Source organism: Cupriavidus basilensis, assembly GCF_000876015.1.
Taxonomy (GTDB): Bacteria; Pseudomonadota; Gammaproteobacteria; order Burkholderiales; family Burkholderiaceae; genus Cupriavidus; species Cupriavidus basilensis_B.
Genome location: NZ_BBQM01000011.1, coordinates 21,218 through 43,237 on the forward strand (window position 1 = coordinate 21,218; position 22,020 = coordinate 43,237).

Annotated in this window: 21 protein-coding genes; 3 read left to right on the plus strand and 18 right to left on the minus strand. The window is 71.2% G+C overall.

Going from position 1 to position 22,020, the window contains the following annotated elements; genetic code table 11:
* Positions 1–100: 100 nt before the first annotated feature.
* Positions 101–1,066: an aldose epimerase family protein gene (locus KF708C_RS06390; protein ID WP_059411371.1), complete on the minus strand. Its 966-nt coding sequence runs from the start codon at positions 1,064–1,066 to the stop codon at positions 101–103.
* Between the two features lie 348 nt (positions 1,067–1,414).
* On the opposite strand from KF708C_RS06390, the gene KF708C_RS06395 reads away from it, so the two are divergent.
* Entirely contained in the window at positions 1,415–1,837 is a 423-nt protein-coding gene (locus KF708C_RS06395) for a cupin domain-containing protein (RefSeq protein ID WP_059411372.1), read from the plus strand.
* Positions 1,838–1,906: 69 nt separating this feature from the next.
* Here KF708C_RS06395 and KF708C_RS06400 read toward each other — a convergent pair whose 3' ends face one another.
* On the minus strand, positions 1,907–3,121 hold the full coding sequence (locus KF708C_RS06400; protein WP_059411237.1) for a polyhydroxyalkanoate depolymerase: 1,215 nt from the start codon (positions 3,119–3,121) through the stop codon (positions 1,907–1,909).
* A gap of 491 nt (positions 3,122–3,612) precedes the next feature.
* Here KF708C_RS06400 and KF708C_RS06405 point away from each other — a divergent pair, with 491 nt between their 5' ends.
* Positions 3,613–4,266 carry a glutathione S-transferase family protein gene (locus tag KF708C_RS06405; protein WP_020204244.1) on the plus strand — a complete coding sequence of 218 codons (654 nt, stop codon included), beginning with the start codon at positions 3,613–3,615 and terminating at the stop codon, positions 4,264–4,266.
* Between the two features lie 121 nt (positions 4,267–4,387).
* Here the strand turns inward: KF708C_RS06405 and KF708C_RS06410 are convergent, their stop codons facing one another.
* Together KF708C_RS06410 and ubiD are read right to left on the minus strand one after the other, a co-directional pair.
* On the minus strand, positions 4,388–6,412 hold the full coding sequence (locus tag KF708C_RS06410; RefSeq protein WP_059411239.1) for an acetoacetate--CoA ligase: 2,025 nt from the start codon (positions 6,410–6,412) through the stop codon (positions 4,388–4,390).
* A 116-nt stretch (positions 6,413–6,528) separates the two neighbouring features.
* Complete coding sequence (gene ubiD, locus KF708C_RS06415) at positions 6,529–8,058, minus strand: 4-hydroxy-3-polyprenylbenzoate decarboxylase (RefSeq protein ID WP_020204246.1); 1,530 nt, start codon at positions 8,056–8,058, stop codon at positions 6,529–6,531.
* Between the two features lie 631 nt (positions 8,059–8,689).
* Between ubiD and KF708C_RS06420 the strand changes: the two genes are divergently transcribed.
* Positions 8,690–9,763 (plus strand): lytic transglycosylase domain-containing protein, encoded by a 1,074-nt coding sequence (locus KF708C_RS06420; RefSeq protein WP_029043865.1) that lies wholly within the window; start codon positions 8,690–8,692, stop codon positions 9,761–9,763.
* A 316-nt stretch (positions 9,764–10,079) separates the two neighbouring features.
* Here the strand turns inward: KF708C_RS06420 and KF708C_RS06425 are convergent, their stop codons facing one another.
* The 14 genes from KF708C_RS06425 to KF708C_RS06490 form a co-directional block, all read right to left on the minus strand.
* Positions 10,080–11,261 carry a pyridoxal phosphate-dependent aminotransferase gene (locus KF708C_RS06425; protein WP_020204248.1) on the minus strand — a complete coding sequence of 394 codons (1,182 nt, stop codon included), beginning with the start codon at positions 11,259–11,261 and terminating at the stop codon, positions 10,080–10,082.
* A gap of 136 nt (positions 11,262–11,397) precedes the next feature.
* Positions 11,398–11,904 (minus strand): transcription antitermination factor NusB, encoded by a 507-nt coding sequence (nusB, locus tag KF708C_RS06430; protein WP_020204249.1) that lies wholly within the window; start codon positions 11,902–11,904, stop codon positions 11,398–11,400.
* The gene (gene ribH, locus KF708C_RS06435; protein WP_020204250.1) at positions 11,897–12,400 is read right to left on the minus strand and encodes a 6,7-dimethyl-8-ribityllumazine synthase; all 504 of its coding nucleotides are present in this window, start codon (positions 12,398–12,400) and stop codon (positions 11,897–11,899) included. Before ribH ends, nusB begins: the two co-directional genes overlap by 8 nt.
* A gap of 82 nt (positions 12,401–12,482) precedes the next feature.
* A complete protein-coding gene (gene ribBA / locus KF708C_RS06440; RefSeq protein ID WP_020204251.1) occupies positions 12,483–13,592 on the minus strand; it encodes a bifunctional 3,4-dihydroxy-2-butanone-4-phosphate synthase/GTP cyclohydrolase II in 1,110 nt (369 codons plus the stop codon).
* Positions 13,593–13,845: 253 nt separating this feature from the next.
* Positions 13,846–14,340 (minus strand): DUF1453 family protein, encoded by a 495-nt coding sequence (locus tag KF708C_RS06445; protein WP_020204252.1) that lies wholly within the window; start codon positions 14,338–14,340, stop codon positions 13,846–13,848.
* Positions 14,341–14,466: 126 nt separating this feature from the next.
* Positions 14,467–15,090, minus strand: coding sequence for a riboflavin synthase (locus tag KF708C_RS06450; protein WP_020204253.1), 624 nt, complete (start codon positions 15,088–15,090; stop codon positions 14,467–14,469).
* Between the two features lie 145 nt (positions 15,091–15,235).
* Complete coding sequence (gene ribD / locus KF708C_RS06455) at positions 15,236–16,354, minus strand: bifunctional diaminohydroxyphosphoribosylaminopyrimidine deaminase/5-amino-6-(5-phosphoribosylamino)uracil reductase RibD (RefSeq protein ID WP_029043866.1); 1,119 nt, start codon at positions 16,352–16,354, stop codon at positions 15,236–15,238.
* A 77-nt stretch (positions 16,355–16,431) separates the two neighbouring features.
* Positions 16,432–17,004 carry a GspH/FimT family pseudopilin gene (locus KF708C_RS06460; protein ID WP_059411241.1) on the minus strand — a complete coding sequence of 191 codons (573 nt, stop codon included), beginning with the start codon at positions 17,002–17,004 and terminating at the stop codon, positions 16,432–16,434.
* 3 nt (positions 17,005–17,007) lie between these two features.
* Positions 17,008–17,457: a type IV pilin protein gene (locus KF708C_RS06465; protein WP_059411243.1), complete on the minus strand. Its 450-nt coding sequence runs from the start codon at positions 17,455–17,457 to the stop codon at positions 17,008–17,010.
* A gap of 65 nt (positions 17,458–17,522) precedes the next feature.
* Positions 17,523–19,016, minus strand: a complete 1,494-nt coding sequence (locus KF708C_RS06470) for a hypothetical protein (RefSeq protein ID WP_059411245.1) — start codon at positions 19,014–19,016, stop codon at positions 17,523–17,525.
* A 278-nt stretch (positions 19,017–19,294) separates the two neighbouring features.
* A complete protein-coding gene (locus KF708C_RS06475; protein WP_231586393.1) occupies positions 19,295–19,918 on the minus strand; it encodes a pilus assembly protein in 624 nt (207 codons plus the stop codon).
* Positions 19,912–20,844, minus strand: coding sequence for a PilW family protein (locus KF708C_RS06480; protein WP_059411374.1), 933 nt, complete (start codon positions 20,842–20,844; stop codon positions 19,912–19,914). The genes KF708C_RS06475 and KF708C_RS06480 overlap by 7 nt, the downstream gene beginning before the upstream one ends.
* The gene (locus KF708C_RS06485; RefSeq protein WP_156173751.1) at positions 20,841–21,305 is read right to left on the minus strand and encodes a hypothetical protein; all 465 of its coding nucleotides are present in this window, start codon (positions 21,303–21,305) and stop codon (positions 20,841–20,843) included. The genes KF708C_RS06480 and KF708C_RS06485 overlap by 4 nt, the downstream gene beginning before the upstream one ends.
* Before the next feature lie 221 nt (positions 21,306–21,526).
* The gene (locus KF708C_RS06490) at positions 21,527–21,979 is read right to left on the minus strand and encodes a type IV pilin protein (RefSeq protein ID WP_020204262.1); all 453 of its coding nucleotides are present in this window, start codon (positions 21,977–21,979) and stop codon (positions 21,527–21,529) included.
* Positions 21,980–22,020 lie beyond the last annotated feature (41 nt).

Consider the following 22,020-nt stretch of genomic DNA (forward strand, 5'->3'; position numbering starts at 1 on the left):
GCCTCTGATTGCGGGGGGCGCTATTTCGGTCTACGGCTGTGGAGGAGGAAAACTGAAGCGGCTTCGGGCAGGTGGCTGCAGGCGCGCGGGCGGCCGGATGTCACGCCAGGATGCGCAGGCGGCACACGGCGGTCTCTTCCTGTCCCGGCGCGAGCCAGCGCAGCCCGGTGCCGTGGTGGATGGCATTGGGCAGGCCGAGCCACGGTTCCACGCAATAGAAGTCGGCGTCGGCGTGCTCGGACCAGGTGGTGACGGCGAACCACGGCGCGGCTGCGGGCGCGTCCGGCGCGTCCAGTTCGATCGCCAGCCGGCGGCCACGCGGGGCCGCCGCGCTGGGCGGCATGGCGAGGATGCAGGCGCGCGGCGCGGCGTGCGATTCACGCAGCACGTGGAAGGTGTCCTGCAGGCGCGCATCGTCGAGCGAGTAGGACGCCGCGCCGGCACCGAGGGCGTCCAGCGCGCCGTCGGCGCGCTGGCGCATCAGGTCGGCGTCGGGCATCTCCAGCACGGCCGCGCCGCGCGCTTCATGCGCGAGCGCGAAATAGAAATGGTGGCCGGCGTAGTACGGCAGCGGCTGCGTGCCGGTATTGCGCGTGCGCAGCGTGGTTTCGAGTCCGTCCTCGAGCAGGCGGTAGCCGGCTTCGAACGCGAATTCGAACGGGTAGCCCGCGCGCGTGGCGTCGCTGGCGCGCAGCGTCATCGCGATGTGGCTGCCGGCGTCGTACTGCGTGAGCGCGAACGGCAGGTCGCGCGCGAAGCCGTGGCTGGGCAGGGCGCGCACCGCGCCGTTCGCGTCGCGCCAGGCGCCCGGCGCGCCGTCGACGAAATGCCGGGCGATGAAGGGGAACAGCAGCGGATTGCCGCCGCGCACGCGCGCCGGCTGGGACCAGTCGGCCGGGTCGGGCCAATGCAGGATGTCTTCGCCGCGATGCACCCAGCGCACCAGGCGCGCGCCGGCCCGCGGGGCCAGCAGCAGGTAGTTGTCGTGGCCGCCGACGCGGACCAGGTCCTGGCCCTGGAACTGCGTGAAGGAGGGAGCGGGGGAAGAGGTGGCAGGGGCTTGCATGTGGCGCGGGGTCTCGGGCAACGGTGAGGCGGGCGGGGGCGGAAGCGGCGATGCATGGCAATCATAACCGCAGCACCGCGCCGGTGCCGCGGCGCGGGCGGCGTGCGCGCCGGGCGCCCAGCACGGGTGCATGCGTTGGGTGTGCCACGGCGCGCGGCGCGCCGGCGGCGCCGGGCGCTTCACATTTGTCCGCGTGGCGGCGCGCCTTGCGCGCCGTGGTCCGCTGGCGCGGATGTTGCGTTGCATCGCAGCGCATTTCCCCACCAGCGAAAGGAGCTTGTCATGGCCGAGTCCAACAGCAAGTCCAGCAGCGAACCCGCCGGCGCGCCCGCCGCGGATCTTCCCCCCATGCAGTTTTCCCACGTGCGCCCGCACGACACGGCGTTCGTCGACCAGGGCCTGCGCGACTTCTTCCTCTACCGCGACCTGGGCGTGGCCGAGGCCACCGGCGGCAAGGTGCTGGCGCAGCTGGTCAAGGCCAACCAGCCGCCCGAGCAGGGCACCGGCTGGCACCGGCACGAGGCCGAGTTCCACGTGGTGCTGATGCTCAAGGGCTGGGCGCGTTTCATGTACGAGGACAAGGAGACGCTGGTCGCCGCCGGCGACTGCGTGCACCAGCGCCCCGGCATCACGCATTACCTGTTCGACTATTCGCCCGACATGGAATATCTGGAGATCGTCGGGCCGGCCGATTTCGCCACGGTCGAGGTCGAGGGGCCGTGCGCGGTGCCGGCGGTGACGCCGTGGCCGACCGACCGCAACGCGGCCTGACCGCCTGATTGCCTGGCCGCCGCGGCAGCCCCGGAGAAAAATCCCGGGGCCACCGCCGCGCGGTCCCGCCTACGAAGTCATGTGCACGGTGTTGCGCACGATCGGATAGACCTGCGCATCCCAGCGCTTGCCATTGAACACGCCGTAGTGGCCGACGCCGGTCTGCACGTGGTGCATGCGCATGTAGGGGCGCAGGCTTGCGCACAGGTCCTGCGCGGCCATGGTCTGGCCGATCGCGCAGATGTCGTCGCGCTCGCCTTCCACCGTGAGCAGCGCGGTGCGCCGGATCGCGCGCGCGTCCACGCGGCGCCCGGCCACGTCGAGCAGGCCCTGCGCCAGCAGGAAGCGCTGGAACACCATGCTGACCGTCTCCAGGTAGAACTCGGCGCTGAGGTCCATCGTGGCGAAGTATTCCTCGTAGAAGGTCTGGATGGCGTCGGCGCGCTGGTGCTCGCCGTTGGCGCGCAGGTCGTAGAGGTCGTGGAAGGCCTGCTGGTGGCGCTCGCTGTTCATGCTCATGAAGGCGGTCAGTTGCACGAAGCCCGGATAGACGTGCCGCATGGCGCCAGCGAAGCGCAGCGGCACGTGGCTGGTGAGCGTGCGCTCGAACCACTCGATGGACTGGCTGGTGGCGAGCTCGTTGACCTTGGTCGGGTTGATGCGCGCGTCGATCGGGCCGGCCATCAGGATCAGGCTGGGCGGCTGGGCCGGGTCGTCGTCCTCCGCCATCAGCGCGACGGCGGCGAGCGCGGCCACGGTGGGCTGGCACACCGCCATCAGGTGCGTGCCGCCGCCGAGCACGTGCAGGAAGTCGATCAGGTGCTGGACGAATTCGTCGAAGCCGAAGCGGCCGTGCATGAGGGAGATGTCGCGCGGGTTGTGCCAGTCGGTGATGTACACGTCGTGGTCGCGCAGCATGGTCTGCACGGTGCCGCGCAGCAGCGTGGCGAAGTGGCCCGACATCGGCGCGACCAGCAGCACGCGCGGCTGCTGGCCGGCGCCGTGCTTGCGAAAGCGCAGCAGCGTGCAGAACGGCGTGCGCGCCGCCACTTCTTCCGTCACCTGCATCGGCGTGCCGTCGACGGTGATGCTGTCGATGCCGAAGGCCGGGCGGTGATGGGTGAGCCGGCTCAGCGCCAGCACCTCGCACGCGGCGCGCGTGGCGCGCATGGGCTCGCATGCGGCCAGGCGCGGGTTGGCGGCCATTGCCACGGCCATCATGTCGGCCACGCTGCAGGCTGGCTGCATGAGGTCCGCATAAGTCTGGTACACCTGATACAGCATGGCCGCCCCCCTTTTATGCGTTGGCTTCATACGCCGCAATATGTGTGCCACGGCGTTCTGTTGGCATGAGGCTTGCGGGCCTGCCATCGTGGGGAGACGGGCGACCGGTTCTGGTTCGAATGCGGCGCCAGCGCCGCGTGCGGCAAGTGGCACGAAGGGCTGCCGCGCCGGCGCGGCTTCATGCTGGTGCCGCAAGCCGCACCGCGCCGGTGCGGACCATCTGCCGCTTGTCCGCGGCGCGTTTTCCCGTGCCGCGCCGGCCGCGATGCCACGCCCGCCATGTAGTACAACATCATGGTAGGAGCCGCGGCATGCGGCACATAGCACGACATGACAGCGGGAAAACCCGCGGCGGGAATGATGTGAGCGGCGGGGAACGCAGCGAAAGAAGCAGCGAAAGAAGCAGCGGCGGCATGCCGGGCATCGTTCGCGCCGCGAGCGCGTCGCCGGCCCGCCGTTCCAACGACTCATCGAGATGGCAAGGAGACGTGATGGCGAAGACGACACTGACCATCAGCAGCAAGACTTATTCGTCGTGGTCCCTGCGCGGATGGCTGCTGGCGCGTTTTGCGGGACTCGACTTCGAGGAAGTGCTGGTGCCGCCCGACGACGCCGCGGCGCGCGCGGAGATCCTGCTGTTGTCGCCGTCGATCCTCGTGCCGCGCCTGTTCCACCAGGGCGTGACGGTGTGGGACACGCTCGCCATCGGCGAGTATCTCAACGAGATCAGCCCCAAGGCCGGCCTGCTGCCCGACGACCGCGCCGCGCGCGCGCATTGCCGCGCCATCTGCGGCGAGATGCACTCCGGCTTCGCCGCCCTGCGCGCGGCGCTGCCGATGAACCTGAAGGGGCATTTCCCCGGCTTCAAGGTGTGGTCGCGCGCGCAGGCGGACATCGACCGCATCGTGCAGATCTGGAGCGAATGCCTGACCCGCTACGGCGGCCCGTTCCTGTTCGGCCAGCGCAGCATGGCCGACGCGATGTACGCGCCGGTGGTGACGCGCTTCCTGACCTACGGCGTGGAGCTCGACCCGCAGCCGGTGGCGTACTGCAAGCAGATCCTCGCCATGCCCGAGCTGCAGGAATGGATCGCCGAGGCGCGCAAGGAGCCGGACGAGATCAGCGAGCTCGAAGTGGAATTCTGAGCGCGCCGCGGCGCGCTCAGGAGCGAAGACGAAGCGAAACCGCAGGGGACCGGGCGCGGCGGGCGCTGCCGCAGCCGGTCCCCTTCGCGCTTCCTGCGCGCGGCGTTCGGCGCGCTCCCCGTCAGGCCGCCGCGGATGCGCCGGCGCGCGCGGCCAGGAAGCCCACGGCGTAGGCGAAATACCAGTCGAGCGTGTCCGGGTTCATCATGGCGTCGCGGTTGGCGATCTGGTCCGGCGCGTGGCCCAGCAGCAGCTTCTTGACCGGCACTTCCATCTTCTTGCCCGACAGCGTGCGCGGCACGCCCGGCACCTGCAGGATCTCGTTCGGCACGTGGCGCGACGACAGCGCGGCGCGGATGCGCGCGCGCATGGCCTCGCGCAGCGGCTCGTCCAGCGCCAGCCCTTCGCGCAGCACCACGAACAGCGGCATGTAGGACTCGCGGCCCAGGTATTCGAGGTCCACCACCATGCTGTCGAGCACTTCCGGCAGGTCTTCCACCACGCGGTACAGCTCGCTGGTGCCCATGCGGATGCCGTGGCGGTTGATGGTGGCGTCCGAGCGGCCGTAGATGATGGCGCCGCCGTGCGCGGTGATCTTGATCCAGTCGCCGTGGCGCCACACGCCGGGGTAGGTGTCGAAATAGCTATCGCGGTAGCGCCTGCCGTCGGCGTCGCCCCACAGGAACAGCGGCATCGACGGCATCGGCGCGGTGCAGACCAGCTCGCCGACCGCGCCGGTCAGCGCGCGGCCCGCGTCGTCGAACGCTTCCACGCGCGCGCCGAGGCAGCGGCATTGCATCTCGCCGGAGTAGACCGGCAGGATCGGGCAGCCGGCCACGAAGGAGCCGGCGAAATCGGTGCCGCCGCTCATCGGCGCGAGCCAGATGTCGGCGCGCACGTGGCGGTAGATCCAGTCGTAGGCCTCGGCCGGCAGCGGCGAGCCGGTCGAGCCGAGCGCGCGCAGGCGCGACAGGTCCGCCACGCGCGCGGGCTCGATGCCGGCCTTCATGCAGGCGGTGAAGAAGGCCGCGCCCGCGCCGAAGGCGGTGATGCCGGCGGCCTCCACGAAGCGCCACAGCACGCCGGCATCCGGGTAGGCCGGGTTGCCGTCGTAGAGCGCGATGGTGGTGCCGAGCAGCAGCCCGGCCACCTGCGCGTTCCACATGATCCAGCCGCTGCTGCTGTACCAGTGGAACACGTCGTCCGGGCCCAGGTCGTTGTGGAAGGCCATGAGCTTGACCTGCTCGACGACGATGCCGCCGTGGCCGTGCACGATGGGCTTGGGCATGCCGGTGGTTCCCGAGGAATAGACGATCCACAGCGGGTGGTCGAACGGCACCGGCTCGATGGCCAGCGCCGCGCGGTGCGCCAGCACGTCCCGCCACGCGTGGCGGCGCACGCCCGGCGGCAGGGGCGGGGCGGCAGCGTCCGCGTGGCCGGACGGCACCAGCACCACGTCGGTCAGCGAGGGCAGGGCGGCGGCGAGGTCGGCCAGCACCGGCGCGCGGTCGTGGTGCCTGCCGCCGTACTGGTAGCCGTCCACGGCGACCAGCACCTTGGGCTCGATCTGGCGGAAGCGGTCGATCACCGCGACCTGGCCCATGTCCGGCGCGCAGCCCGACCAGATCGCGCCGAGGCTGGCGGTGGCGAGGAAAGCCACCACGGTGGCCGGGATGTTGGGCAGGTAGCCGGCCACGCGGTCGCCGCGCGCCACGCCCATCTGCCGCAGCGCGTGGGCCAGCGAGGCGACCTGCGCTTCGAGCGCGTCCCAGCTCAGCTCGCTCACGCCGACCGCCTCGCCGGCGAAGCGGATGGCCGCGCGCCGGCGCGCGGCGCCGCTGCCGGCGTGGCGGAACACCTGCTGCACATAGTTCAGGCTGGCGCCTTCGAACCAGCGCGCGCCGGGCATGGCGGGATCGGCCAGCACACGCGCCGGTTCGGTGTCGAAGCGCAGGTCGAAATACGCGCGGATGGCGTCCCAGAAGGCTTCCAGGTCGGTTACCGACCATTGCCACAGGGCGCCGTAGCCGTCGAAGGCGAGGCCGCGCTCGCGCGCCAGCCAGCGCATGAAATCGGCGATGCGGCTGCCGTCGCGGAATGCCGGCGACGGCGTCCACATCAGTTTCCCTTCCTCAAGGGTGGTCATGTGTCTCCTCCTCGGTTCCGTCTGGCGCGGACGTGCGGATGGCCTGGTTTTCATGTTGCCGCGCGGCAGCGTGGCCGCCGCGTGCGGCTTGGCGTGATCTTATTACATGGCGCGGCCTAGGCGCTGGCGCGCTGCGCGAACAGCGAGTCCCACAAGCCGTCGACGCGCGCCTTCACGGCGTCGTCCATGCGGATCGGGCGGCCCCATTCGCGCGTGGTCTCGCCGGGCCACTTGTCGGTGGCGTCGATGCCCATCTTGGAGCCCAGGCCCGAGACCGGCGAGGCGAAGTCCAGGTAGTCGATGGGCGTGTTGTCCACCAGCACGGTATCGCGCGACGGGTCCACGCGCGTGGTGATGGCCCAGATCACTTCCTTCCAGTCGCGCACGTCGACGTCGTCGTCCACCACCACGATGAACTTGGTGTACATGAACTGCCGCAGGAAGCTCCACACGCCGAACATCACGCGCTTGGCGTGGCCGGCGTACTGCTTCTTCATGCGCACCACCGCCATGCGGTAGCTGCAGCCCTCGGGCGGCAGGTAGAAGTCGGTGATCTCGGGGAACTGCTTCTGCAGCAGCGGCACGAATACCTCGTTGAGCGCCACGCCGAGGATGGCCGGCTCGTCGGGCGGCTTGCCGGTATAGGTGGAGTGGTAGATCGGGTCGCGCCGCATGGTGATGCGGTCGATGGTGAAGACCGGGAACCAGTCCTGCTCGTTGTAATAGCCGGTGTGGTCGCCGTAGGGGCCTTCCAGCGCGTGCTGGTAGCCGCTCGGGTGGCCGGGGTCGGGCTGGATATGGCCTTCGAGCACGATCTCGGCCGAGGCCGGCACGCTCAGCTCGGACAGCGTGGGCGTGAGGCAACCGGCCAGCGCGGTGCGGCTGCCGCGCAGCAGGCCGGCGAACTGGTATTCGGACAGCGTGTCCGGCACCGGCGTCACGGCGCCGAGGATGGTGGCCGGGTCGGCGCCCAGCGCCACGGCGATCGGGAACGGCTTGCCCGGGCTGGCCAGCGCGTGCTCGCGGAAATCCAGCGCGCCGCCGCGATGCGCGAGCCAGCGCATGATGACCTGGTTGCGGCTGATGACCTGCTGGCGGTAGATGCCCAGGTTCTGGCGCTTCTTGTGCGGGCCCTTGGTGACCACCAGCCCCCAGGTGATCAGCGGCGCGGCGTCCTCCGGCCAGCAGGTCTGGATCGGCAGGCGCGCGAGATCGACGTCGTTGCCTTCCCACACCACTTCCTGGCAGGCGGGGCTGTTCACGCGCCTGGGCGCCATGTCCCACACCGACTTGGCCAGCGTGAACAGCTTGCCCGCTTCGCGCAGGCCGCGCGGCGGCTCGGGCTCCTTGAGCGCGGACAGCACGCGGCCGATGTCGCGCAGGTCGGCCAGGCTTTCGGCGCCCATGCCCAGCGCAACCCTGCGTGTCGTGCCGAACAGATTGGCCAGCACGGGCACGCTATAAGTCTGTCCAGGACGCTGCGGATCGCTCGGTCTTTCGAACACGACGGCGGGTCCTTCCGCCCGCAACAGCCTGTCGCAGATCTCGGTCATTTCGAGGTTGGGCGACACCGGCACGCCGATCCGCTTCAGTTCGCCGAGGCCTTCAAGCTGGCCGATGAAATCGCGCAAGTCGTTGTATTTCATAGTGAATTCTGTTGGTGCCTGGACGCGGCAAAATGCCCGCGCCGGCAATGAATGCGGATCTTCGTGCACATCCGCATGGCGTGGCGAAAAAAAATCGCCCTGATTTACATCATCAAATTGTAAATTTTTTTCCCGCGCCGGCGCTGGGGGAGACTGCTCCGATGCTTTACCAGTACTGACTTTCGCCGAATTCGGGGGAGGCGGAAGCGGCGTAAAGGACATTGTTACATATAACTACAAGCTATGACTTTTGACATCGTTATTCTTGACGATGTATAAAAGCGTTCCTACAATCCGGTTCTGCTCGTTGGAGTGTTGCGTCGCAGCACATTTTTTTCCTCCCTGTCAAGGGGCTGGCAAAAAAACATCCATCTCTGATCACTAAGCGGATTCGCCTGAGCAAGGGCGGGTCCCGATCGATTGTCCCGGCGCTGGCCGGGTGCATTGAGTAGTTCGCGGCAGGGCAGGCTCCCCCAAGAGCCTACCCTGTTTCTCGTTGGGCGCATGGGGAGCGCCCACCAACAGGTGCTGGCAGCCTTTGCTAGGCAGTGCAGCATCCTTACTTGAGTACGCGGTCATCGGCGTGAGGCGTTTCGGCGCGGCACGATGCGAACGGCGGATGGAGGTAAGTATGAGTGGTTGGAAAACCCTTCATCTTCCCGGTGTCGGACGGGCATTGCAGGTCCGCTTCAGACAACCGGTTCCCGGGGTGAGTCGGGCATTGCAAGTCCGTCTCGCACACCGGGTGGCGGGTCGCGCCTTCCGGGGCGGCCGCGCCACAGTGAAATATGCCCTGAACAGTCTCGGGGTGGTGTCGGTGGTCGCGGCGGTCTCGCTGGCGGTCAGCCAGGAATGGCGCACGGCCCTGGCCGGCGCGCTGGCCGGGGACGAAGCGCCGGCGGTGCTCATGGAAGCCGCGGTGCCCGCCGCCTCGGCCGACGTGGCTGCGGCCAAGCTCGGCCTGGCACCGGCTCCGGTGCTGGCCAAGGCGCCGGGCCTGCCGACGGTGTCCGGCACCGACGACTGGAACCAGCCGGCCGGCAAGGTGCCTTCGGTGGCCCACCTGGCCGCGCAGATTCCGGCGCAGCGCGTGGCGCTCGACGCCCGCAACCCGACCACGCTCGGCAGCGCGCGCGAGCAGGCCGTGGTGGCGGACTACATTGCCCGCAAGTACCGCGTGGCGGCGCAGGCCACCGCGCAACTGGTGAAGGCCGCGTACCTGACCGGGCGCGAGGTCGGCATCGATCCGCTGCTGATCCTGGGCGTGATCGCCATCGAGTCCAGCTTCAACCCGTACGCCGAGAGCGGCGTCGGCGCGCAGGGCCTGATGCAGGTCATGACCAAGGTCCACCAGGACAAGTACGAGGCCGTGGGCGGCGTGGCAGCCGCGCTCAACCCGTATGCCAACATCAAGATCGGCGCGCTGGTGCTCAAGGACTGCATCGCCCGCGCCGGCTCGCTCGAAGGCGGCCTGAAGTTCTACGTGGGCGCGTCCAGCAACACCGACGGCGGCTACGGCGCCAAGGTGCTGGCCGAGCGGGCCCGCCTGCGCCAGCTTCCGGGCGTGCACAGCGCACCGGAGCCGGTCGCGGCCAAGCCCGAGGCGGAGGCCGACGCCAATGCCAAGTCGCAGGCCCAGGCCGTGCATCACCAGGGCAACGGCGACAAGCTGGAAGCGGCCGGCAACGTGCCGAAGAGCGCCTGATCGTCCGAGCGCCCGAGGCCGCGTGCCGCGCGGCTTGCCGCGCAACAGGGAAAAGCACCCCCGAGGGGCTGGCCGTCAGCAAAAGGCGTTGAAAGCCCCAGGAGGGTCGAGAAGTCAAAAAAGCCCCGCGAAGCTGCCTTCGCGGGGCTTTTCTTGTATTGCCGATCCGTCTTGCCCGAGAGGCTGGTCCGAGAGGCCGGCCAGTTGCTGCTGTGTGATTTCCCGCGGCTTCCGCGCGAGGATCAGGTGCTGCCCCAGGCGCTCCGCAGAGGCCCCCTGGGGGCGCGGGTGCTTTCTGCTTGCCGCGCTGCCGGGCTCAGGCGAAGAACTTCCGCAGCCGTGCCATCGCTTCCTCGATGTTCGCCATCGAGGTCGCGTAGGAGATGCGGATGTAGTCGCTGGCCGTGTACGGGCCGAAGTCCTGGCCCGGCACCATGACCACGCCGGCCTCGTGCAGCATGGCCTGGGTCAGGCTGTCGGAATCGCCGGCGGCGCGATGGTTGACGCCGCGGCAGTCGGCATACACGTAGAAGGCGCCGTCCGGCTTGACCGGCACGTGCAGGCCGAGCGACTCCAGCGCCGGCACGATGGCGTCGCGGCGGCGACGGAACTCCGCCTTGCGCTCGTCGTAGATGGCCAGCGCCTCGGGCGTGAAGCAGGCCAGCGCGGCATGCTGGGCCACCGCCGAGGCGCAGATGAACAGGTTCTGCGCGACCTTCTCGAACGCGTCCACCAGCGCGTCGGGCACCACCAGCCAGCCCAGGCGCCATCCCGTCATGTTGAAGTACTTGGAGAAGCTGTTGACCGTGACCACGTCGTCGTCCAGGCTCAGCGCCGACACCGGCGGCGCGTCGTACGACAGGCCCTGGTAGATCTCGTCGACGATGGCGAAGCCGCGACGCGCGCGCACGGCGGCGAGGATGCGCGCGAGCTCGTCCGGCAGGATCGAGGTGCCGGTCGGGTTCGAGGGCGACGCCAGCAGCACGCCGCGGGTGTGCGCGTGCCAGTTGGCCTCGACCTGCTCGGCGGTGAGCTGGAAGCGCTCGGCCGGGCCGCTCGGGATCATCTTCGCGCGGCCGTCGAAGGCCGCCACGAAATGGCGGTTGCACGGATAGCTGGGGTCCGGCATCAGCACCTCGGCGCCGATCTCCACCAGCACCGCGCAGGCCAGCAGCAGCGCGCCCGAGGCGCCGGCGGTGACGATCACGCGGCGCGCCGGCACGTCGATCCCGTAGGCGCTCTTGTAGTGGGCGGCGATGGCCTCGCGCAGCGGCATGATGCCGAGCGCGCCGGTGTACTGGGTGACGCCGCGGCGCATGGCCGCCTCCGCCGCCCTGACCACGGGCTCGGCCGCGGTGAAGTCGGGCTCGCCGATGCCCATGTGGATGATGTGGCGACCGGCCCGCTCCAGTTCGGCGGCCTGCTTGGCCAGTTCCATCACGTGGAAGGCGTCGATGTGGGCGAGGCGGGAGGCGGTGGCGAGGCGCTGCGGGTTCATGGCGGGTAGCGGAGTAAGGGGATGAAGCCTGGCCGGCCCGTTGGTCGATCGGGGCCGCCGGCGAAAGTGAAAACACCCGCCTGGAGCGGGTGTCGTCGTGGCAGGGGCGCCGCGCGGGCGGCGCCGGCTGCCGGGCTCAGCGTCGCGCGGCCAGTTCGGGCGCGCGCACCTGGGCGGCCAGCTTGTCCAGCACGCCGTTGACGTATTTGTAGCCTTCCACGCCGCCGAAGGTCTTGGTCAGTTCCACGGCTTCGTTGATGACGACCTTGTACGGGATGTCGATGCAGTGCACCAGTTCGTAGCTGCCGATCAGCAGCGCGGCGCGCTCGACCGGCGACAGCTCGTCCACCGGGCGGTCCAGGAACGGCGCGAACACGCCGGTCAGCGTGCTTTCCTCGCGGATCGCGCCGTTGAGCAGCGCGTCGAAGTGCTCGCGGTCGGCCTTGTTGAAGCCCTGCGCGTCATGCAGGTGGGCCTGGATGGCGCCGGTGTCGTTGCGGTTCAGCAGCCACTGGTACAGGCCCTGCAGCGCGAGCTCGCGCGAGCGGCGGCGCGCGCTCTTGGGCGCCGCCTTGGGCTCGGACTTGCCTGCCGGGGCCGCGGGCTTGCCGGCCGGGTTGCTGCTCTCGGGCGCGTCACTCATCGTCGTCCTCGTCTTCGTCCTCTTCCTGGCTGCGCAGCGAATCCAGCGCCGCGACCAGGTTGGCCATTTCCACCGCGGCGCGGGCGCAGTCGCGGCCCTTCTCGCGGGTGCGGGCATGCGCCTGGGCGTCGGTGTCGACGGTCAGGATGCCGTTGGCGATGGGCACGTTGAAGTCCAGGCCCACGCGGGTGATGCCGGCGCCCGATTCGTTCGAAACCAGCTCGAAGTGGTAGGTCTCGCCGCGCACCACGGCACCGAGCGCGATCAGCGCGTCGAACTGGCCGCTTTCGGCCATCTTCTGCAGCGCCAGCGGCACTTCCAGCGCGCCGGGCACCGTCACCACGAGGGTGTCTTCGCCTTCGATGCCCAGCTTTTCCAGCTCGGCGACGCAGGCTTCGCGCAGCTCGTCGCAGACCGGCTCGTTGAAGCGGGCCTGCACGATGCCGATACGCAGGCCTTCGCCTTCGAGGTTGCTGGGGTAGAAACCGTGATCCATCTGTATTCTCCTGGGTTCGGTTCGCGGCCGGCGCGATCGGGAAAGGCGCGGCCGCCGGTATGCGGTGTTCGGGGTCGGTGTATCAGTCTGCCTGGCCGCGCATGGGCTGGTAGCCGGTCACTTCCAGGTCGTAGCCGGTCATGCTCGGCATCTTCAGCGGCGAAGCCAGCACGCGCATCTTGCCCACGCCGACATCCTTGAGGATCTGCGCGCCGGTGCCGTAGGTGCGCAGGTCCGGCTTGTGGCGCGAGCGGTCCTGCGGCGCGTCGAGCGCCGAGAACTGCGCGAACAGCTGCGTCGAGCAGTCGCCGCAGTTCAGCAGCACCATCACGCCGTGCTCGGCCTCGGCGATGGCCTCGAGCGCGGCGGGCACGCTCCACGAATGCGTGGTGCGCGACACTTCCAGCAGGTCCAGCGTGGACAGCGGCTCGTGCACGCGCACCAGCGTCTCGCGGTCCGGGCGCGGCGTGCCCTTGACCAGCGCCAGGTGGGCGCGGCCGCTCGGCTTGTCGCGGTAGATGATGCTGTGGAAGGTGCCGTAGGGCGTCTGCATGCTGCGCTCGCCGGCGCGCTCGATGATGCTCTCGGTGCGGCTGCGGTAGTGGATCAGGTCGGCAATGGTGCCGATCTTGATGTCGTGCTCGCGCGCGAACTCGATCAGGTCGGGCAGGCGCGCCATCGTGCCGTCGTCCTTCATGATCTCGCAGATCACGGCGGCCGGGGTCAGGCCGGCCAGCGTGCCCAGGTCGCAGCCGGCCTCGGTGTGGCCGGCGCGGATCAGCACGCCGCCGGGCTGCGCCGTGAGCGGGAAGATGTGGCCGGGCTGGACCAGGTCGGCCGGGCGGGCGTCCCTGGCGACCGCGGCCTGCACGGTGCGCGCGCGGTCCGCCGCGGAGATGCCGGTGGTCACGCCCTCGGCCGCCTCGATCGACACCGTGAAGTTGGTGCCGTGCACCGTACCGTTGCGGCTGACCATCGGCTGCAGGTCCAGCTGGCGGCAGCGCTCGGCGGTCAGCGTCAGGCAGATCAGGCCGCGCCCGTACTTCGCCATGAAGTTGATGGCTTCCGGGGTGACGAAATCGGCTGCCAGGACCAGATCGCCTTCGTTCTCGCGGTCTTCCTCATCGACCAGGATGACCATGCGGCCGGCACGGATTTCGGCAATGATGTCTTCGGTACGGGCGATTGTCATGAGGTACGGGCTGCGGCAGGCTGAGGTTGGGGCGGAGTGCGGAGCGCTCTTGGTATTCGGGGCGGGGAAGGCCGGCGTCGTCCGACCGGCGCCGCCCGGACCGGACCCGGCTGGCCCCGGGGCGGGCCCGGAACTGGCGCGCGCAAGGAAAACCGGCTGGCCGCGGCGGCGGTCTGGCCCGATATTGTACGTCAAGCGCGCCCCTCGGGGCGCGCGGTGGCGATTTCCGGCCGCCGCCGGCCGGCGGGCAGGCTCAGGCGCCTTGCGCGGCCGGCACGCCGGCATGCATGCCCAGCAGCGCCTTCGCCCGTTGCCAGACGATCTCGGCCTGGAAGGCGACCATGACGGCGATCAGCACCATCACCTGCCCGAAGCCGCTGCTGTGGGCCACCGCCGCGCCGGCCATGTAGGCGGCCGCGCCGAGCGCGAACTTCACCAGCACCAGGCCCAGGAACAGCGCGATCGTCAGCTTCGTGCCCTGCGCGTAGACGGCCCCGTTCTCGACCGACAGCGTGGTCAGGCGTCCGCGCACGTAGCCGACCGCCGCGCTCATCGCCAGCCCGCCCAGCAGCAGGGTCCAGGCCAGCGGCGACGCCGGCGCATGGATGCCGCCGGCCACGAAGCCGACGATGGCGTAGATGGCGGCAAGCTTGAAGCGCGACTTGCCGTCCACCTCGCTGCGCACGGTCTGGCGATAGACCGCATAGCAGCACAGCGCGGCGATCAGCAGGATTTGGTGGGTCGTCATGATCTCTTCCTCGTGGTTGTCTGTGCGGGAGCCGGTGCGCGCCCGCGATGGAAACCATCGTAGAAAGGGAAAATGAGCCGAAAATGATGGCGCCTCTCCCGCGGCGGGGAGGGCGCCGGCGGATGCCTACGCCGCGTCCTTGGGCGCGCTCATCATGCGCTCCACGTAGCGCGCGATCAGGTCGATCTCCAGGTTCACGCGCGCGCCGGCCTGCAGGTCCTGCAGCGTGGTGACTTCGATGGTGTGCGGGATCAGGTTGATCGAGAAGGTGCAGCCCTGCGCGTCGTCGCTGACCTTGTTGACCGTCAGCGAGACGCCGTTGACCACCACCGAGCCCTTGTAGGCCAGGTAGCGGCCCAGCTCGCGCGAGGCGCGGATGCGCAGCTCGTGGGATTCGCCCACCGGGGCGAAGTGGGTGACTTCGCCGAGGCCGTCGACGTGGCCGGACACCAGGTGGCCGCCGAGGCGGTCGGCCAGGCGCAGCGCCTTTTCCAGGTTGACGCGGCCCGGACGGTCCAGGCCGGCGGTCTTGCCGAGCGATTCGCGCGACACATCGACGTCGAAGGTGTCGCCTTCGAGCGCGATCACCGTCATGCAGGCGCCCTGGATGGCGATGCTGTCGCCGAGGGCGACGTCGGACAGGTCCAGCCCGGTGGCGCGCACCCGCAGGCGCACCCCGGCGGTTTCGCCGGCGGCCAGCGGGGACACGGTTTCGATGCGGCCGACGGCCGCGACAATGCCAGTAAACATGGTCGGTGGAAGAGTGGAAGAGGCGATGGGGAAAACATGCATGCTAGCAGGTGCGCGGTGGTTTCGTTGTCGCCGTTTCCCGTTCCTCGCCCCCGCCCGCCGCCATGCGCGCCGCTGGCGGCGCGCCCCGCTCCCGCGCCTGCTGTTATGCGTGGTCGATGCGCCGGGCGAGCAGGCGCAGGTCTTCGCCGACCATGCGCACGTCGTGCCAGCGGAAGGCGGCCGCGTCCTGCAGGCGCGCCAGCGGCGGCAGGTTGAACATGCCCTGCGCGTCGCCGAGCAGCTTGGGCGCGAGGTAGACCAATAGTTCGTCGACGCAATGCTCGCGGATCAGCGAGCCGTTGAGCTTGAAGCCGGCCTCCACGTGCAGCTCGTTGATGCCGCGCCGGCCCAGTTCCTCCAGCATGCGGCGCAGCTCCACCTTGCCGTGCGGGTTGGGCAGCACCACCACCTCGGCGCCGCGCGCTTCCAGCGCGCGCCGGCGGGCGGCGTCGTCGAAGGCGCAGAACACCAGCACCGGCTTGGCGAAGTCGCCCGTGTCGGGGATCAGCAGGCGCGCGTCCAGCGGGATCTCCAGGCGCGAATCCACCACCACGCGCTGCGGCTGGCGCGGCGTCTCGACCGCGCGCACGTTCAGTTGCGGGTTGTCGTCGCGCACCGTGCCGATGCCGGTGAGGATGGCGCTGGCGCGCGCGCGCCAGGCATGGCCGTCGTCGCGCGCGGCCTGCCCGGTGATCCACTGGCTGGTGCCGTCGTGCAGCGCGGTGCCGCCGTCGAGCGAGGCCGCCACCTTGACGCGCACCCACGGCAGGCCGCGCGTCATGCGCGAGACGAAGCCGATATTGAGTTCGCGCGCCTCTTTCTCCAGCAGGCCGCAGCGCACGTCGATGCCCGCCTCGCGCAGGCGCTGCAGGCCGCGCCCGGATACCGCGGGGTTCGGGTCTTCCATCGCCGCGACCACGCAGGCGATGCCGGCGCGCACCAGCGCATCGGCGCACGGCGGCGTGCGGCCGAAATGGCTGCACGGCTCGAGCGTGACGTAGGCGGTCGCGCCCGCGGGATCGTGGCCATGCGCGGCGGCGTCCTTGAGCGCCTGGATTTCCGCGTGGTCCTGGCCGGCGGGCTGGGTGAAGCCCTGGCCGATGACCTTGCCGTCCTTCGATAGCACGCAGCCGACGCGCGGATTGGGCGTGGTGGTGTACATGCCTCGCGCGGCCAGCGCGAGAGCCTGTGCCATGGCTGCGTGATCGGTATCTGAGAACATGAGGCTAGGTGTGCTTTCTGGTCGCGCGCGCGGCGCGTTGGATGAGGGTCGGCAACGGGTGCCGACGGGTTCCGGTGTCATGGCGCTCCGGCCTGGAGCGGGCCGTCGCAGTCCGCGTCCCGCCCCGGCGTGCACATGCGGACACGGCCGTGCGCGCCGAGCTTCAGCAGCCGTTGTTCGCCGCGGCAGCTCACGGTGAAGGTGGCGGCGAGAAAACCGCCTTGCTCCGAACGAGAGTATCCCACAGCTGTCATGCGCAGCGCATGGCTGCCCGGCGCGGTGGAGCGCAGCCCGATGCGCAGGCAGGCGCCGTGCGTCTGCACCACGGCGAAGGCATCCCCGGCGGGCCCGTCCGCCGATGCCCGCGCCGACGCCAGGCTCAGGCGCCAGCCGCGGTCCAGCGCGAGGCTGTCCGGCAGCGGCGACAGGACCACGTCCTCGCGCCTGGCCACGGCCGTGGCGCGCGCCAGCGCGAGCGAGCCGGCCAGCCGGTCCGCCGCCAGTTCGACCTGCTGCCGGGCCAGCAGCCGTTGCCAGGACGGCCATGCCGCTGCCGCGAGGATGGCCAGCACGGCGAGGCAGGTGAGCAGCTCGGCCAGCGTGGCGCCGCGGTTTGTCCCGTCTGTCCGGCGTACGCGGTGCGGAGCCATTGTTCAGCAGGCCGGCGGCAGCGGCACCGGTTCGGCGGCGAGGGGCGGGTGCGCGAGCCATTCCCCGGTGCTGCGCAGGATCAGCGTCCCGCACGGCGCATCGGGCCGCTGCGGCACCGCGCGCAACTCGACGCAGCGCTCCAGCCCGGCGCCCGGGCACGCGCCGGCGCTGATCAGGTGGCGCGAGCGTACCGGCGGCGCCGGCACGGGGCGCGGCCACCGGCCGGCCACCAGCGCGCCGCCGGGTTCCGCCGCGAAGGTCATGGCGGCCAGCGCGTGGCGCTCCAGTTCCAGCATGCCGCCGATCAGCGCGCTGCGCGCCTCGGCGCGCCAGCCGCGCTCGACATGGCGGTGCCAGGCGGGAATGGCCATTGCGGCAAGGATCGCGGCGATGGTCAGCGTGACCAGCAATTCGAGCAGCGTGAAGCCGCATGGGCGTGGCCGGCGTGTCATGGGCGGTTCTCCGGGTACTGCCCGCCGTGGCGGGCGGTGGTGGAAAGCGGGCTTGGCGCGAGATCTCAAGGGACGCCCGCGCGGATCAGTTCCCGCCAGCGCAGGCGGCCGGTGCGGCGGCTGGCCACGGTGCCGTCGAGCGGCGTGGCGTGGCCGGCTTCGACCGACCAGAGCGTCAGCGCCACCGTCTCGCGCGCGGCGCGGCCCGGGCGCGGCGGTTCAGCGGCGGCGAGCGGCATGCGGGCGAGGGTGATGGTGGCGCCCGCGCCGGCGGCGTCCGGCCAGATCGGGGCGGCTTTGCCGGCGAACTTGCCGGCGGATGCCGGGGTTCCGTCCAGCGCCCGGACCAGGTAGCCGCGCTGGCGGCCATCCGGCGTGCGCGTGAGCAGCGCCACATGGCCCGGGTCGGCGGGAAGGAGCCGTTCGAGGCGCTCGCCGGGATTGGCCAGCGGCAGGCGCCAGCCGGCCTTGCTTCCGTTTCCGGCATTGGCCGGGGCGGGGGGATCGGGCACGGCGACGACATGGTGGCCGCTGCCGTACACCACCAGATGGCCGCCCGCCGCGCTGAACACTTCCGGCGCGGCGGACATGGCCGGCGCGGTGGGTTGCCGGGCGGGCGTGCCGGGGCCGTGCAGGCAGCGGCCGTCCGCGCGCCACGGCGCCGGGCCGCGCAGGCCGAAGCGCCAGAGCCGGCCGGCGCCGTCCACCGCGTAGGCCGCCACGGCGAGGCCGGCCGCGTCGGACAACACGGTCGCGGCGAGCAGGGTCGCGCCGGCCGTGCCGGCCCCGCAGCCGCCCGCGGGCAGGCGCAGGTGTTGCGCGGCGTACTTTCCGCGCCACGGCGCGTTGGCGGGTTTGTCGAGCGGCAGCAAGGCGAGCCCGCCCACGGCCAGCGGCACCAGCGCATGCCACCGCTGTCCGCCCGGCGCCGGCAGGGCCAGCGCGCGGACCGGCCCCGCGGGCGCGAGCGGCAGCGCGGGGGAGGCGGCGGTTTCCCACAGCGGCCCGGCCGGTGGCGCGGAGGCGGCGTCCGTGATGTCGAGCGCGAACACGGCTGCCGGCGATGCGCCCGCCGCCACGCCGCAGAGCAGGACCGTGCGCCAGCGTTCCGGCTCGAGTTGCACATCGGCCGCTTCGGGATATGGGCAGGGTGTGCTGGTGGATGTTGGCCGTGGCGCCTGCTCTTGCTGTCTTCGGGCGCCCGGCTCGCCGCCGGTGTGGCCTGCGGCAATCCCCGGCAGGTAAGCCAGCACTTCCTCTCCGCTGCCCGCGTCGAACGCATGCAGCAGGCCGGCCTGCGTGCCCAGCCAGACCAGCGGCGCGCGCGCGGCATGCCTCGCGGCGAAGCCGGCATGGCCGGGCCGGCCGGGTATCCACGCCGGCGGCGGCACGAGCACCGGCCTGGCGCCGGCCGCGCTGCGCGCGAGCGGCGCACGGCGCAGCGCGGCCAGGCGCGCCGCCACGGCATCGTCCGCGCTTGCGCGCGCCGTGAGCAGCCTGCGCGACGCCGGGTCGCGCAGCGCGAGCCGGGCGCCGGCTTCCCATGCGATGGCCGGCACGTGCCGGGCGCGCGGCGGCGCGGCGGCGGGCAGGGCATAGGCAAGCAGTTGGCCGGTCCCCGGCTGCGGGCCGGGCCGTGCAATGTAAGTGAGTGCCTGCGGTGAGGCGGCGCTGGCGCTGCCGCACGCCAGCCCGGCGAGCAGTCCCGCAAGCGGCCCAATGAACGGTCTCGCAAGCAGCAGCCTCGCAAGTAGCCTCACAAGCAGTCCCGCAAGCAGTCTCGCAAGCAGTTTTGCAAGTAGCGCGGCGAGCACGCGGCGCGGCATGGCGGCGCGCCTCATGGCTGAAACTTGGTCTGCAGCAGGGCGCGCACCGCCGGGTCGCGCCCCGCGCCCAGCGCGGTGATGCGAAAGCGCGGCTTCGTGTTCTTTCCCGCGTCGCCGTAGCCGGGCGTCAGCCATGCGCCGGGAGGGCGTTCGTGCAGCAGTTCGATCACGTAGCGCGGCAGCGCGGCCGCGCCGGCGACGCCGGCCGGAAGCGCCGGCAGGGCGATGCCCGTGAAGGTGCCGGCGGCGATGCCGGTTGCCGCGTCGGGGCTGTGCGCGTCGAGCCAGTCGTTCCATACCGGCGGCATGCCCGGCGCGGGCCGGCACAGCCCGCGCTGCGCGCCGCCCGCGCACTGTCCGGGCGGTGGCCACGCGGCCAGGCGCGCGTCGGCGCCGGTGGCGCCGGCGCGCAGCGCCAGCAGCAGGTCGGCCTCGGCGTCCAGCAGCGCCGCCTCCGCGGCGCGGAAGGCGATCTCGCGCTCGAGCTGGTAGGCCCCGACCTGCCGCGCGGAGAGCAGGAAATGGAGACCGGCCGCGGTGGTGGCGGCAACCAGCAGCAGCATCGTGCCGACCAGCAGCAGCGTCGTGCTGCCGGCCATGCGCGGGCGCGCCGCGAGCGCGGCGGCGTTCAGCACAGCGTCTCCGCGCATGGCGCCGGATTGCGCAGCCGCACCGAGGCGGTGAACACGCGGCGCAGCAGCGCGGGCCGGTCCGCTGGCTCGAACGCCACCGCGCCGTCCTGCGCGGCGGGCGCGGGCGGAAACAGGACGAGGGCCGGCGCCCGCGCGCGCTGCGCCAGCGGACGTTCGCCACGCAGGACCAATGCGACCTGCACGGCGAGCACGTTGTGCCACGCCGGCATGCCGCGCCGGTTCATCTCCTCGGCGCGCAGGAACGTGTCGGGCCTGCCGTCGCCGGTGGTGTCGATGCCGTAGCGCAACCGCATCGTCTCGACACCGCGCACCAGCGCGCCGGAGGTCCAGCTACCGGCCTGCGCCTGTCCGTCGCGCCGGCTGGCATAGCGGCACAGCAACTGCGGTTCGCCGTCGGCACCGCTGGCCACGTAGAGCAAGTTGGCGCCCGCATACGGCGTTTCCTTTGCGGCATCGCCCACGCTCCGCGCCGCCAGCGCATAACCGCTGCAATCCACCATGGTGCGGTCCGGCAGCGCGGGCTGCCGCTCGCGCCCGCTGCCGCTGAAGCGCACCAGCAGCGCATCGCCGCCATTGACGCCGCGGCGCGCGCAGGCGGGCACCGGGCCGATGCCGGGCTGCCCGCAATCGTCGCGCCCCGACACGGCTGGCGGCGCCTGCGCCGGCATGGCCGCCGCATCCGGCCGCCAGCCGCCGTGGCGGATCAGCTGGGCAATGATGGCAAGCGCGTGCTGGCCGCGCTCTTCGAGCAGCACGAGATCGACGGCGGTGCGATAGGCGACCTGGACCGCGTGGAAGGACGACGCCGCCAGCGCGCTTACCAGCAGGCCCAGCGCGAGGCCGGTCATCAGTTCGACCAGCGTGAAGCCTTGCCAGCGCCGGCGCCGGGCCGCGCGTGCGGTCTTCATGGCCGGATCCACAGGGCGATGGCGCGCAGGGCCGCGCTGCTGCCGCCGGTGCCGCCGGCGCGTGCGGCCCGGGCGTGCAGCGGACCGGCCACCGCCAGCCTTGGTCCCGCCGCGCAGGCGGGCTCGTCGTTTTCATCGCCCGTGAAGGCGAGCGAATCGCACAGGCGCACGTGCAGCCGCCCCGCGTTTCCGCGCGCGCGCAGCAAGGCCAGCACCTGCGCCGGGTCCTCCAGTTCCGCCAGTTCGGCGCCCGCGCGCGTGGCGTGGCCGAGCGCCTCGTAGTGGCGCACGGCGCCGAGCGCGGCGGGTGCGAGCGCGGCGAGCGGGAGCAGCCCGATGCCCAGCACCGCGAGCGCGGCGAGGGCTTCGATCAGGAGGTAGCCGCGCGGCGCGCGGTGCGGCGCATGTGGCCGGTCGGCAGGGTGGCCTGTCCGGCTGGTTCGGCCTGTTCGCAACGGCATGGCGATCTCGCGTGGCAGAGGATGGCCAGACGATAGCCGCGCGGCGGGGCTGGAAATGTTCCAGATTGTGGAGACTGGCTGTGGACGATTCTCAAAATCACCGGGCTACGCCAGCCAGGCCGGCCGCGCGCGCCGCGCGCCGATACCGCGCGCCGATGCCCGCGCACTGCCGGTTCCTTGCGGACCGGCGTTCAGTCCCGTCAGCAGTCCTGCCGGCAGCCCTACCAGCAGTCCTGCGTGCTCCCCGTGCTGGCGGGGGTCTTGTCGTTGAGATCGTTGATCGTCATCTGGCCGCATGCCGGGTCGGTCTTCACCGCGTTCGCGGTCAGCAGGTAGGAGCTGGCGATCCCCGTTCCGCCCGCGGCGACCGAGATGACGTAGGCGCTGGATTCGCAGTTGTCGCCGGAAGGCGTGGTGCCGCCGCCGGTGCAGGCGGGCAACTGCAATGCGGCCAGGTCGGTGGTGTACTTGTTGTTGACCGTGAAGTACCGTTCCAGCGCGCCTTGCGCCCGCAGCAGCGCGGCCTTGCCTTCGGTGCGCCGCGCGCGCAGCACGTACTGCGAGTAGTTGGGAATGGCGACCGCGGCCAGGATGCCGACGATGGCCACCGTCGCCATCAGCTCGATCAGCGTGAATCCCGGGCGCCGGCGCCGCAGGGTCGGGGAGTGGGTCATGTGCGTGTTGCTCCTGTTGCTCCTGCTCCTGATGCCATGCG